Source organism: Halorhodospira sp. 9628 (genome assembly GCF_022228075.1).
Classification (GTDB): Bacteria; Pseudomonadota; Gammaproteobacteria; order Nitrococcales; family Halorhodospiraceae; genus Halorhodospira; species Halorhodospira halophila_A.
In genome coordinates, this window is sequence record NZ_JAJNRF010000003.1 from 175,886 (window position 1) to 189,827 (window position 13,942).

At 61.4% G+C, this 13,942-nt stretch carries 8 protein-coding genes and 1 pseudogene; 4 read left to right on the forward strand and 5 right to left on the reverse strand.

Annotated elements, in window-relative coordinates:
• Positions 1-31: 31 nt before the first annotated feature.
• Both LRG10_RS05135 and LRG10_RS05140 read right to left on the reverse strand, forming a co-directional pair.
• Positions 32-2,224, reverse strand: coding sequence for an ATP-dependent RecD-like DNA helicase (locus LRG10_RS05135; protein WP_238634847.1), 2,193 nt, complete (start codon positions 2,222-2,224; stop codon positions 32-34).
• Positions 2,225-2,434: 210 nt separating this feature from the next.
• Positions 2,435-3,931 carry a PP2C family protein-serine/threonine phosphatase gene (locus LRG10_RS05140; protein ID WP_238634848.1) on the reverse strand — a complete coding sequence of 499 codons (1,497 nt, stop codon included), beginning with the start codon at positions 3,929-3,931 and terminating at the stop codon, positions 2,435-2,437.
• A gap of 484 nt (positions 3,932-4,415) precedes the next feature.
• On the opposite strand from LRG10_RS05140, the gene LRG10_RS05145 reads away from it, so the two are divergent.
• From LRG10_RS05145 to LRG10_RS05155, 3 genes are all read left to right on the forward strand, one after another.
• Positions 4,416-5,672: an ISL3 family transposase gene (locus LRG10_RS05145; protein WP_238634842.1), complete on the forward strand. Its 1,257-nt coding sequence runs from the start codon at positions 4,416-4,418 to the stop codon at positions 5,670-5,672.
• A gap of 313 nt (positions 5,673-5,985) precedes the next feature.
• Positions 5,986-6,192: a hypothetical protein gene (locus LRG10_RS05150; protein WP_238634843.1), complete on the forward strand. Its 207-nt coding sequence runs from the start codon at positions 5,986-5,988 to the stop codon at positions 6,190-6,192.
• Complete coding sequence (locus LRG10_RS05155) at positions 6,189-6,380, forward strand: hypothetical protein (protein ID WP_238634844.1); 192 nt, start codon at positions 6,189-6,191, stop codon at positions 6,378-6,380. Before LRG10_RS05150 ends, LRG10_RS05155 begins: the two co-directional genes overlap by 4 nt.
• A 386-nt stretch (positions 6,381-6,766) precedes the next feature.
• On the opposite strand, the gene LRG10_RS05160 is transcribed toward LRG10_RS05155, so the two are convergent.
• Positions 6,767-6,949 (reverse strand): hypothetical protein, encoded by a 183-nt coding sequence (locus LRG10_RS05160; RefSeq protein WP_238634845.1) that lies wholly within the window; start codon positions 6,947-6,949, stop codon positions 6,767-6,769.
• A 2,716-nt stretch (positions 6,950-9,665) separates the two neighbouring features.
• On the opposite strand from LRG10_RS05160, the gene LRG10_RS05165 reads away from it, so the two are divergent.
• Positions 9,666-10,514: a hypothetical protein gene (locus tag LRG10_RS05165; RefSeq protein ID WP_238634846.1), complete on the forward strand. Its 849-nt coding sequence runs from the start codon at positions 9,666-9,668 to the stop codon at positions 10,512-10,514.
• A gap of 25 nt (positions 10,515-10,539) precedes the next feature.
• On the opposite strand, the pseudogene LRG10_RS05170 reads toward LRG10_RS05165, so the two are convergent.
• Positions 10,540-11,573: pseudogene (locus tag LRG10_RS05170) on the reverse strand (IS630 family transposase).
• A 64-nt stretch (positions 11,574-11,637) separates the two neighbouring features.
• Entirely contained in the window at positions 11,638-13,830 is a 2,193-nt protein-coding gene (locus tag LRG10_RS05175) for an ATP-dependent RecD-like DNA helicase (RefSeq protein WP_238634847.1), read from the reverse strand.
• Between the last annotated feature and the right edge of the window lie 112 nt (positions 13,831-13,942).

Below are 13,942 nucleotides of genomic sequence, written 5' to 3' on the forward strand. Positions count from 1 at the left end.
TCGACTGTTAGTAACTCTACACGGGGCTCCGTCACGCCGGAAGACGCAATAGATCGCGCAGCCTTGTATAGCGCTTGCGGCTCGAGGCATTGCGCGCCGCCATGGCCACTGCCTTGGGCTGGCCAACCAGAACCACCAGCTCGCGGCCTCGCGTGATGCCGGTGTAGAGCAGGTTGCGCTGGAGCATCGGATAGTGCTGGGTGAGCACCGGGATGACCACCGCCGGGTACTCCGAGCCCTGGGACTTGTGAATGGTCGCTGCAAAGCCGGGGACGACCTGATCGAGTTCGCCAAAGCCATAGGCCACCGAGCGCCCCTCAAAGTCGATGGCCACCTCCTCCTCATCCGGATCCACGGACTCGATCCGGCCCATGTCCCCGTTGTAGACCTCCTTTTCGTGGTCGTTCTGCGTCTGCATGACCTTATCGCCGGGGGCAAAGCGCCAGCCGAAACGCTCTACCGCCGGCTGCCCCTCGGCGGGATTGAGCACCTTCTGAAGCTCCAGATTCAGTGAGCGCGCGCCCACGCCACCGCGATTCATCGGGCATAGCACCTGAATACCATCGATCGGGTCGAACCCGAAGCGCCCGGGGATGCGGTTTTTGACCAGCTCCAGGATCTTCGTCCCCGCCTCTTCAGGCTCGGCGGCCGGGACGAAATAGAAGTCCGACTCACCTCCCGGCGGATCAAGGTTGGGGATCTGGCCCTGGTTGACCCGGTGCGCGTTGGTGATGATCTGGCTGCGCGCAGCCTGGCGGAAGACCTCGGTCAGGCGCACCACCGGGACCGCCTCGGACTGGATTACATCAGCCAGGACTTGGCCCGGCCCCACCGATGGGAGCTGATCGATATCACCGACGATCAGAAGTGCTGCATAATCCGGCATCGCCCGCAACACCGACTGCATCAGCCGCACATCGACCATCGAGGCCTCATCGAGCACGAGCAGGTCGCACTCTAGGGGATTGTCCTCGTTTCGTTTGAAACCACCGTGACTTGGGTCGATCTCCAGCATCCGATGGATGGTGGTCGCCTCCCGCCCGGAGGTCTCGCTCATACGCTTGGCCGCCCGGCCGGTCGGAGCGCACAGGAGCATCTCGACTCCCTTGGCAGCAAGGATGGCGAGGATGCTATTGACCAGCGTGGTCTTCCCCACGCCCGGGCCGCCGGTGATCACGGTCACCTTGCTCTGGAGCGCCTGGCGCACGGCCTGCGACTGCTGCTCGGCCAACGAGAGCCCGGTTTTGGCCTCCACCCAGGGCAGCGCCTTATCGGCATCGATCTCGGGCCAGTTCGGCGCGCCCACGCAGATCTGGCGCAGCCGCTCGGCGATCACCTCCTCGGCACGGAAGAGCGCAGCGAGAAAGACACAGCGCTTATCCCCCAGCGGCGCTTCAATCACCTCGCCCTCGTCAATCTCCAGCGCCAGCGCCTCCTGCAGACGCTCCTCATCCACCTCCAGCAGCTCAGAGGCTTTCGGTAGGAGTTCGCCGACCGGCAGACCGCAGTGGCCCTGATCCGTAGCTTCGAGCAAGGCGAAAGCAATCCCCGCGCGCAGCCGGATGAGTGCATCCGGCTCAATGCCCAGGCGCATGGCGATGGCATCCGCGGTCTTGAACCCGATACCGCGGATGTCCCGGGCGAGCCGGTAGGGGTTCTCCGACATCTTCTCCACCGCATCCACCCCGTAGGTCTTGTAGATGCGCACGGCCCGGGCGGTCCCCACCCCGTGGCTGTGGAGGAACATCATGATCTCGCGGATGACCTTCTGATCGGCCCAGCCCGAGCAGATGCGCTCGGCGCGCTTAGGACCGATGCCCTCGATCTCCTGAAGCCGCTCGGGCGTGTTCTCGATGACCTCGAAGACGGCCTCGCCGAAAGCCTCCACGAGCTTCTTGCCGTAAACCGGGCCGATGCCCTTGATCATCCCGGAGCCGAGGAACTTCTCGATGCCCTCTGCCGAACTGGGGGCGGAGACGCGCAGAAACTGGACCCTGAACTGCACCCCGTGCTTTCGGTCGTTGAACCACTCGCCGGAGGCGGTCACCCACTCGCCCGCCGAGACATTGGCCGCATGCCCGATCACGGTCACCAGATCCCTCTGCCCGCGCGCCTTAACGCGCAGCACGCAGAAGCCGTTTTCCGCGTTGTGGTAGGTCACCCGCTCAACCGAGCCGGCGAGCACCTCGCGGTGGGGCTGCGTTTCCGGAGCCGATTGGCCCATCGGTCAGTCCATGCTCTCCATCTTCCTCGCCCACCGCGGCCAAGAGCCAGCCGAGGTCCTGCGGCCTGGTTTGTGCCATTTCCAAGCCCCGCCCCGCCAAGGAGAGCGGGTTCAGCCGCACGGCTCGGCCCGATAACCCGCCGAGTCCGGGGCTCTCAGCGCTCAGATCAGGCCGGCATCAACTCCGCTCCAGCTTCCTTCGAACAAGCGTCACCCATCATCAGCCGGCCGTTTTGCGTACCCCGGGCACCCATCAACTGCCCCCGAGAAAAGCTCATCAAAGGACACATCCAGCAGGGTCACGTCATCACGAACCTCACCGGCACCACGCCATGCGGTCACATCGCTACACAGTGCATCGAAGGCCTCTTCCGGCGGCACCCGCTCGAGCGTGGCCTCCGCATTGCCCTCTCCGAACTGCTCCCCAGAGGCGGATTCGATCTCAAGCAATCCATCGGAACAGGCGATCAGGTGCAAGCCCGCAGAGAGCGGGTAGTCAACCAGCCGCCGGTTCTCCACCGTCCCGCTCGGCACGGCAGCCAGCGGCAGCCCTCTGGGATCCAGCCTTTCCTCGATCCCTTCCGGGCCAACAAGCCATGCCCGCGGCATCCCGGCGTTCCAGACCCCCAGACGCTGGTTACGACAATCGACCTCAAACAGAGTCGCCGCGAGGAAGATTTCCGGCGGCAGGTTGCGGTAGAGCTGCTCATTGATCGTCTCGAGCACCGTGTTGCTATCCACCCCGCGCCTGACCATGTCATCGAAAAGGGTCGCCAGTGCAGGCACGCCCACCGCAGAGTCGATCCCGTGGCCGGTAAAGTCTCCAAGAAGCAGGACGAGCACCCCATCACCCCGGCGCTCGGCGAGGAACACATCCCCACCGAGCATCGCCGCCGGCTGATAGCAAAACCGCACGCCGGGCGCTTGCCGGGCATCGGAGGATGTTGCCCGTGCGATGATCCGCTGAGCACTCTCCTGCTGCTCTTCCAGCTGGCGCTGGTGGGCATCGAGAATCGCTTTGTCCGCCGCCACCGACCGCAACCTTCGAATGAGCGCATCAACCTGGTGCATGACCCGGTTCAGCTCTAAGAAACCTAGGTTGATCGCTTTCGGCTGGAAACTCTCAAGATCCCGAACGGCATTGACCTGCTCGACCTGAGCACTAAAGCGTTCCAGTGAGTGGGTCAGGCGCAGATTCACCCAGTGGGCCGCACCCGCACCCGCGAGAAGGGCCAGAGGGACAACGGTGAAAAACAGCCATGCATAGCCGGTGCGAGCCTCACTGAGCACCGGGTCGAGATCCTGCGTGACCCCGACGACCCCGAGAACCTCGCCAACTTCGGCATTGGTATGACAATCCAGACACTCGCTGCGTGCCTCGACGGGCATCACGTGGCGCTGCTGCCCCCCATCGCTGCGGCGCTGAGCCTCACCCGTGCTAAAGGCCTGATCAACGACCGGATCCGGCTCCACCGAGCCGTCAACGCGGCCATAGAGCTCGTCAACCAGCTCACCACGGTAAAGCTGAACCCAGAGCGGACTTTCTTCGTAGGTCTGCTCCAGCGCCCCGATGTACTCTTCCAGATCCTCCCGCCCCCAACCGCGACGCATGACCTGGAACATCGAGCTGAAAGTATGCTCGGCGGTCACCTCTGCAGTGCGCTGTGCCTGATCTCGTAGAAGGTTCTCGTAGATGAACAGACTCACCGCAGCGGTCCCTGAGAGGGTACCCAGAGCGACCAGGATCACGACCAAGGCCAACAAGGCCCGTAGACTCAACCTCTTGCGGAATCGGCGAAGCGTTTTCAGTACGTTCACTCCCTAACCAGAAGCAGCGGCACCGTGAGCTGCTCTCCTTTACCTCTCTGTGGACATCCAGCTATCAGGCCAGCGCAGCCGCTGGACACTGATGGCGCGCCAGATCCCGACCGCTGGGCTCAGTCCCCAGGCGCCCTGACGCGCGGCACACAGAACCTTCTCTGGAAAAATGCGTGCGCCGGCCAGCTCAAAAACCAGTGAGCCACTTCGCAGCTCCGCCCGACGCCACCCTCCAAAACGCCCCATCCTACCAGCACTTTGGGGTGGCCCCTTCGCGGATCGTGTGGGTGTCAGCGGCTTGTAGTGGGGTAGCCGTCCGCCGGCGTGACCCTATATGTTGTGCCTCGCCGTCTTGACCAAGCGAGGAGTTGCCATGGCCACCGAGCACGCCCTGTTCACCGCCGCGCTGGGGCTGAGCGCGCCCTGGGAAGTCAGCGACATCCGCTTCGATGCCGAGGCCAAACGCATCGACTTCGATGTCACCTTCGCCAGCGGCAGCCGCTTCGCCTGCCCGGCCTGCGGCGCTGAGAGGCAGCCCGTCCATGACACCCGTCAGCGTACGTGGCAGCACCTGCATTTCTTCGAACACCAGGCCTACATCCACGCCGCCGTGCCGCGGGTGTGCTGTCAGGACTGCGGGAAGACCACACAGGTCGAGGTGCCCTGGGCGCGACCGGGTAGCGGGTTCTCGCAGCTGTTCGAGGCCATGGCCGTCACGCTCTGCCGCGAGATGCCGGTGCGCAAGGTGGCCGAGTTGCTCTGCGTCGGCGATGACGCGCTGTGGCGGATCCTCGATCACTATGTCGGCGCTGCCCGGGCCCAGGAGGACTACAGCGAGGTCCGCGCCGTGGGCATCGATGAGACGGCCGCGCGGCGGGGACAGGACTACATCACCATCTTCCAGGACCTGGATGCCCGCCGGCTGCTCTTCGCCTGCCCGGGGCGCAGCCAGAGCACGGTGGCGCGCTTTGCCGAGGACCTGCGGCAACATGGCGGCGAGCCGGAATCGATCGAGGCGGCCTGTATCGACATGAGCAAGGCCTACATTGCCGGCGTACAGCGCCACCTGCCGCAGGCGGCCATCACCTTTGATGCCTTCCACATCGTCAAGCTCGCCAACGAGGCTGTCGACGAGGTCCGCCGCGCCGAGGTGCGCATCGTGCCGGTGCTCAAGGGATCGCGCTGGCTCTGGCTCAAGGACGCCTATCGCTTCTCCATTCGTCAGATCACGGAGCTGCACCACCTCTCGCGGATGCGCCTGAAGACCGGTCGCGCATGGCGGATCAAGGAGATGCTGCGGGACATCCTGACCAAGTCCCGCGACCGTAACGAAGCCGAGCGGGCGCTCAAGAAGTGGTACAGCTGGGCCCGGCGCTGCCGGCTGGAGCCGTTCAAACGCTTCGCCCTGACCGTCAAAGCCCACTGGCAGGGCATCCTCAATCGCTTCGACTCGCGCCTGTCGAACGGCGCTGTCGAGGGGATGAACGCCCAGATCCAAGCGGCTAAGGCGCGTGCCCGCGGCTTCCGTCATCTGCGGAATCTGATCACGATCAGCTACCTGGTCTGCGGCAAGCTCACCCATCTGCCGGCCTCACCCTATCGCACAACATCTAGTGCTGCCGCGGCCTGACCTGATGAAGCCGTCACCCACACAGATTTGGATAGCGCCGCAATAGAGGCATGACCTTTTCCAGATGAAGGCCACCGATGGCTCAGTTAGCCCCCTGCCCTCTTGCCACAGCCCCGGGCTACGAGAACAATCCCAGTCACCCTGCTAGAGGGGGCCTAGGAGCTCATGGAAGTACCGCAGCAAGTGACCCCAAGCCACGGGTGCGTACCCGCCACGCCCCCCCCTAGAGCACGGGCCCCTCTCCAGTAGACACTCAGTCGCCCAGAGACCCAATAGTGCTAGACTCACTGTGCCGTGAGATGGAGTATTCGATATGGAAATGGTGATTGTGTTTGCGTTGGGCGCCGTGATCTTCACCGTAGCCTGGTTTGCTGTCCGAATTTTCAAATCCATGACTGGTGGAGACCCAAAAACCACTGCTGTTGGATTTCTTGTTCAAGATCTATCTAACTACGGCATTGACACAAAAAAATACCGCGAAAGCTCCTCGAGGACGATGCGGAGTGGGCTATTTGGATGACTGAGATCGAAACGGGAAGTTCGCGCTACGAACGAGGAAACTGGGAGCAGTGGAACGCCCTTATGCAACACTACATTCGTTTTTCATCCGCCGGTATCGCGATGCACGTGAAAAATCCCGACAAGACTGACGAAAGGCAGCGCGAGCGTTATTTAAGCTACGGCTTGATACCAGAGAATGAAAAATGAGATGTACTTTTGAGATCAATCATAAATGTCATTTTTGAACCAATGCGATGAGCCCCATGCGTGGATCAAGAATGATTGGACTGGTCAGCAACACCGACCGCCACTGGGCTTACCCCCTGACGCGCTCGTTGAGGTTGAGTTGCGCGATGGCGAGCGCGAGACAGACATAGCCACCCGTTTCGTTTGGGGATACATGGGAAGCCACGTGGATATCATCAGATATAAGAAGCTTGCGCCACGCTGACATGTCGCTCTCGGGATTCCTCGCGCTTTCGTAGAAGCCTTAAAATTTTCTATTTTGGACTTTCCTAGAAACAAACCTCCGATTCAACTCCCCGCATCAGCGGCATGGGGGCGCCAGCGACCCTGTACGCTCGAAGCAGATGTCAGAGGGCTACCCAAGTAAGCGCTTCGCCAACCAAGTCGCCGAAACCCCAAACAACGGTGCCGGTAATCGAAATACCGATGCCGGCCATTACCCGGCGACCGAGCCGCCGGTGTTCCTCCGTGGTCAGTATCGGGCGCTGCTTTTCATCGACATCGACCAAGACGCCCGCGAAGGCTCTCAAGGCCACTCGTTATCACACGGTCCCTTTCCATGTGCGGAAGGGGCACGCGCAGCCCCCGCCCCCAGATTGAAGGTGCCGGATCACGGCGCGTACGCTGTGGCCGGAAATAAAAAGAGGGCCAGCGTCTCCAACTGGCCCTCTAGCCGCCCGTAGGGCGGGAAACTACTTCTTTAAGCCGCCCGTAGGGCGGGAAACTTCATCTTCCAATATAACACAAACCCCTACTGGCGCAACCTTCTGAAGTGGTCGTCTTGCTACTTTAAAATGGACAACGCTTAGCGCTGCGAGTTCCGGCGAACGTGACCGCTCATTCCGGCACCGTGACCAGCGATTCCGCAAACCACCTCGGAATCGGTCAAGTTCAGCCGGAAAACGTGGCCTCGATCGTCCGGAATACGCAATTGGCCTTGGATTGCTTCCTCCTGTTTTCGACTCGCAACAACCGTGGCCGCTGGATCCTCTGGTGCTGATCACACTCCTGCCCCCATCACTCCTGACCGACTCGTCGGTATCCGTTAAACCCTGAGGGCCTTTCCGCCCTCCCCAACAGCAGGTGCCCCACGACCCATCAACATCGACCACCGACCTTGGTCGGGGCTACGGCACTCGCCCCGGCGCCATGCAACCGCCCTTGCCCGCTAACGGGCAGACCCCAGCCTCATCCTCCCCGCTAGGGCGAAGCGTGCCCACGAGCCGGTGAGACATGGCTCAGCAGGCGCTATACTTAGAGTACGACTGCAGTGCAGATGCCGACTCCCCCGGCTCGCAGCCCGCCCACCATGGCAGCAAGCCAGCAGCCGCGCGCCGGCGGCGCCTGACCAAGAATTTGTCCCTTTTTCCGAAACCAACCCCGTGCATTCAGAAGGTTGCACCACCCTTTAGATGGCTTCTAACCTCAGCAGCCCAGCCATAAGTTGGATCTTGACGGACACGACATCTACCAGCAGATCGAGAATTCAACGAATAATCAGGATGATATAGTAACCGAGCGCACAACGAGCCAACGGATTGCCCGATCTAGACCGCGGGGTGGGCCGGTTAATAAAGGGACAGATTCTGTGTTCTGCCGTGATGAAGTGCCCTGGGTACTCGCAGACACCGGGGAAGAGATCTATCGGGCGGCGAGCTGCAGCGCGGTTGGCAAGGGCCTCAGAAGGGGCTTCAAAGGGGCTTTCAAGGGCCTTCAAAGCGGCTTCCGAGGGGGCTTACAAGGGCGCAAACCCCCTCGGAAGGGCCTTCGAGGGGTGTGCATGCAGGGCGATAGATTCGCTCTTCCCCAGCCTGCTGGCGGAACCGGTCACGTTCAGCCAGATAATGCGGTCATGACCGCGCGCGGAATGCGCGCCTGCTCATGGCCCGGCGCTATCGATTGTCGGAGCGGGTGAGAGCCGCCCCTCCTCTCCTGGCGGGGCCAGAGGCCGACTGCCGCCCTTGGGCTCCGAGTTCGCCCAGCGGAGCCCGGCTCGTGGCAGAAGACCCGTTGATTCGACCTATGGGCATCGAACGAGGCTCACGTGGCTGGGTACTACTGGTTGAACTCCCCGGAATAACGCCCCAGCACAGGAGACAGGAGGTCAATCGAGCCCCCGACATAGTCCGAGTCGATACCAGGCGAGGCCTGAGAGGTGCTCGAGGTTCGCGCGCAAGCTTACGCCGCTGGCTCGCACCGCCTCAATGGCCAATTGGTGGCTCGTACTTGCCCGCGCCCACCATGGGATGTTGCTGAGCGGACCATTCCTTCGCCTCCAGCGTTGGCGCCCGCCCCCCCCAAAATGAATTGCCCACAAGCCACCAAATCCTTTAAGGCCTTAACAGAAGTCATATCACCATTCCTGAATAGGTGATCAGTTTCTTCGGGCTACGCCCCACGACAGGATGCCACCGGGGGTGGGGCCGAGCAGCCCAAGGACCTTCAAGCGCTGGAAGACCTGGGCGTCGGAGCTGCTCATGCTTACCCCGCGTGATGCCAGCTTGGCCGATAGGACACGGATCAGGGAACTGAGTCAGCCATCCCGCGTTCGGCGAATATTGATGAGGCGTTCGGCTCACCAAAGATGGACGGAAGGACTCGCGTACCAACGGCCATCACTCCCGCACCCTTCGGCCATCGAATGCACAAACTCGAGCACTCGCTGACCATCATCCGGCCCGCCGACTCGGGTCCGAACACACCCGCCGCCAAGGCTCCCAGCTTCCAGCCCGAAGCTGCGCCCCCGAGCCAAAGACTCCGGGCCACCGGCCCAGTCAATGCCAACGGCCGATCCGCCGTTGGCCATTTTTTTTGCCAAGACAGCCAGATTTTCTGCACAGCCTCACCTAGTCCCTACAGAGCTCCAAACAGCTCGACGAGGCCTCAAGCATGAACACAGAACCGAGGGATCTACCAAATGACTAGGAGCAGGCAAAACGATGACGCAGGTACAGATACAGCACCCAACAAGCGAAGCACCAAGCAATCCATCTTGGACGCAGTCTTCTAAGACCAACAGGGAAGATGTTCTGCGCATGAAGGCCATCCGTGGGAACCCACCTTTTGGAGGTTGACAGCGCAGAGAAACGCTTTCTATGTTAAATCAAATGGCACAAAAAAGAAAACGCCTACCTTGCTCGCAAGGTTCTATTCTCTAGAAGCGGAAGTGTGGAGTTGCATGATTTTGCCACCCCATGGGTGGTTAAGGTGTCTCTTCAAAATTCGGAAAATGATAGAGGGTTTTTTATGAGCAATGAAATCAAAGTTGGTCGATCGGGTTCGTTTTATGTTCAAGAAGATGGGTGCGCTGTCCTTTCTCTTGAGATTAAGTACTGGTCGGGTAGGCCGAAATTAGAGCGTTTTATCGAATATGATAAGAAGGTCACAGTAAGTCCGCATTCGTGTCCTCGAAGCAACAGCGGAAACGGTATTGACCAATATACGCTAGAGCAATTCGGAGTCTATGTCGCGCGTGGCGTGATCGCGACGAGCCGTGATGTGGCCACTAAATACCTTCTTTTTAATGAAGACGGTGTCGAAGAGCTGAGCGATCAAGACCTGGACGATGTGCTAAGAGATCAGTTTCCGGCGTCAGCTCAAGCTTATGAGCACGAAGTAGCGCGCAGGAAACGTCTTGAGGAAGAGCGGAAGCGCTTGGAGCGTGCGATTGTTGAAGAGCGCGATCAGTTCGAGGAAGTGGTTTCTGAAGAAGGCTATACAGCAACTCCGGAATTTCCACAAATACCGGCAAACATAGCGGAGCGGCAGGAGGATGAGGAGGAGTTGGTTGTAGAGTTTGGAACGCCAAGCGCGTACGTTGTTAACACACCGTGCTATGCTTCTGAAAAAACGGCGGAAGAGGCCATAAAAAAGGCACGCGAGAAATATCAGCAGCGCGAAGAGAATATTGCGAAATCAAAAGAGATCGCGAAACAAAAGAAATGGCCGAAACTGAAGGGCTCGAAGAGGCAAGTCCGGTGGGCTGAGCAAATTCGTGTTATCGGTTTCGAGAAAGGGTGTGTGAGTGAGGATGAGCTAAAGAATAAAAAGGAAGCGAGCTTCTGGATTGATAGTTATAAACACCTAACAAGGTAGCTTACTAAGATTTCAGCAGGTATTGTCATGCCCGAGCATATTGGCACTCCGGTTGACGGAAAAACGACTGAATCAAGGCGGGTAGCTTTTGGAGGCGCCAGAGCGCCGAGAGGGCCATGCGCTTCATCCGCTCGATGTTCTGAACCCCGCGGCGGCCGATATCCCGCTTGACGTGGGCCCAGACCTGCTCGTCCGGATTGAGCTGCGGGGAGTACGGCGGCAGGAAGAAGAGCCTGAGCATGCCGTCGGTCGAGTCCACGAACTCGCGGACCAGCTTCGCCTTGTGCGCGGGATGACCGTCCACGATGACGAATACCGGACGCTCCGCGCCGACGAGCAGTCGCCTGAGGAACTCGCGGAAAACTCGGGCGTTCACGGTGCCCTGGTGGACCATGAAGCGCATCTCGCCGCGTGGGCTGACGGCGGAGATCATGTTCACCGCAAAACGCCGGCCGGTGGCTTCCACGACCGGGGTCTCGCCAACAGGCGACCAAGTGGTGCCGGTGTGGTAATCCGAGCGCAACCCCGACTCGTCGGCGAAGTAGATGGTCGCCCCCTCGCGCTTGGCCTGTTTGCGGATCTCCGGATAGGTCTCCGTCTCCCACTGACGAACGAGTTCGGGATCCCGTTGCCACGCCTGGTACAAAGGCTTCTGCGCCGAGAAGCCCAGCGTCTTCATCAGGTTGTGGACCGACGCGCGGGAGAGCTTCTTGCCCAGGTGGCGCTCGATCAGCTCCTGGATCAGCGACAGTGTCCAGAGCGCGTACGGCAGTTTCAGCTGCTGCGGGGTCTCGTCGCGGACGGTGCGGGCGACCCAGCGCATCTGCTCCGGGGTCAGCTTCCGAGGCCGTCCAGACTTGGGCTTGGAATGGAGCGCCTTCTGACCCCCTTCGGCGTAGCGCTATAACCAGCGGTACAGGGTGCGCTCATTGACCCGAAGGCAGCGGCTACATCAGCGACCGTTCGACCATTGCGCACCGCCTTGATCGCCTGCATCCGCAGGGCGTGCGCCGCCGACTTGTCTATCGCGCGGCCATCGTTCGAACGTTTACATTTCATCTAGGCAGGCTACCACATACTGGCAACACTTTCTCGACTGTTAGTAACTCTACACGGGGCTCCGTCACGCCGGAAGACGCAATAGATCGCGCAGCCTTGTATAGCGCTTGCGGCTCGAGGCATTGCGCGCCGCCATGGCCACTGCCTTGGGCTGGCCAACCAGAACCACCAGCTCGCGGCCTCGCGTGATGCCGGTGTAGAGCAGGTTGCGCTGGAGCATCGGATAGTGCTGGGTGAGCACCGGGATGACCACCGCCGGGTACTCCGAGCCCTGGGACTTGTGAATGGTCGCTGCAAAGCCGGGGACGACCTGATCGAGTTCGCCAAAGCCATAGGCCACCGAGCGCCCCTCAAAGTCGATGGCCACCTCCTCCTCATCCGGATCCACGGACTCGATCCGGCCCATGTCCCCGTTGTAGACCTCCTTTTCGTGGTCGTTCTGCGTCTGCATGACCTTATCGCCGGGGGCAAAGCGCCAGCCGAAACGCTCTACCGCCGGCTGCCCCTCGGCGGGATTGAGCACCTTCTGAAGCTCCAGATTCAGTGAGCGCGCGCCCACGCCACCGCGATTCATCGGGCATAGCACCTGAATACCATCGATCGGGTCGAACCCGAAGCGCCCGGGGATGCGGTTTTTGACCAGCTCCAGGATCTTCGTCCCCGCCTCTTCAGGCTCGGCGGCCGGGACGAAATAGAAGTCCGACTCACCTCCCGGCGGATCAAGGTTGGGGATCTGGCCCTGGTTGACCCGGTGCGCGTTGGTGATGATCTGGCTGCGCGCAGCCTGGCGGAAGACCTCGGTCAGGCGCACCACCGGGACCGCCTCGGACTGGATTACATCAGCCAGGACTTGGCCCGGCCCCACCGATGGGAGCTGATCGATATCACCGACGATCAGAAGTGCTGCATAATCCGGCATCGCCCGCAACACCGACTGCATCAGCCGCACATCGACCATCGAGGCCTCATCGAGCACGAGCAGGTCGCACTCTAGGGGATTGTCCTCGTTTCGTTTGAAACCACCGTGACTTGGGTCGATCTCCAGCATCCGATGGATGGTGGTCGCCTCCCGCCCGGAGGTCTCGCTCATACGCTTGGCCGCCCGGCCGGTCGGAGCGCACAGGAGCATCTCGACTCCCTTGGCAGCAAGGATGGCGAGGATGCTATTGACCAGCGTGGTCTTCCCCACGCCCGGGCCGCCGGTGATCACGGTCACCTTGCTCTGGAGCGCCTGGCGCACGGCCTGCGACTGCTGCTCGGCCAACGAGAGCCCGGTTTTGGCCTCCACCCAGGGCAGCGCCTTATCGGCATCGATCTCGGGCCAGTTCGGCGCGCCCACGCAGATCTGGCGCAGCCGCTCGGCGATCACCTCCTCGGCACGGAAGAGCGCAGCGAGAAAGACACAGCGCTTATCCCCCAGCGGCGCTTCAATCACCTCGCCCTCGTCAATCTCCAGCGCCAGCGCCTCCTGCAGACGCTCCTCATCCACCTCCAGCAGCTCAGAGGCTTTCGGTAGGAGTTCGCCGACCGGCAGACCGCAGTGGCCCTGATCCGTAGCTTCGAGCAAGGCGAAAGCAATCCCCGCGCGCAGCCGGATGAGTGCATCCGGCTCAATGCCCAGGCGCATGGCGATGGCATCCGCGGTCTTGAACCCGATACCGCGGATGTCCCGGGCGAGCCGGTAGGGGTTCTCCGACATCTTCTCCACCGCATCCACCCCGTAGGTCTTGTAGATGCGCACGGCCCGGGCGGTCCCCACCCCGTGGCTGTGGAGGAACATCATGATCTCGCGGATGACCTTCTGATCGGCCCAGCCCGAGCAGATGCGCTCGGCGCGCTTAGGACCGATGCCCTCGATCTCCTGAAGCCGCTCGGGCGTGTTCTCGATGACCTCGAAGACGGCCTCGCCGAAAGCCTCCACGAGCTTCTTGCCGTAAACCGGGCCGATGCCCTTGATCATCCCGGAGCCGAGGAACTTCTCGATGCCCTCTGCCGAACTGGGGGCGGAGACGCGCAGAAACTGGACCCTGAACTGCACCCCGTGCTTTCGGTCGTTGAACCACTCGCCGGAGGCGGTCACCCACTCGCCCGCCGAGACATTGGCCGCATGCCCGATCACGGTCACCAGATCCCTCTGCCCGCGCGCCTTAACGCGCAGCACGCAGAAGCCGTTTTCCGCGTTGTGGTAGGTCACCCGCTCAACCGAGCCGGCGAGCACCTCGCGGTGGGGCTGCGTTTCCGGAGCCGATTGGCCCATCGGTCAGTCCATGCTCTCCATCTTCCTCGCCCACCGCGGCCAAGAGCCAGCCGAGGTCCTGCGGCCTGGTTTGTGCCATTTCCAAGCCCCGCCCCGCCAAGGAGAGCGGGTT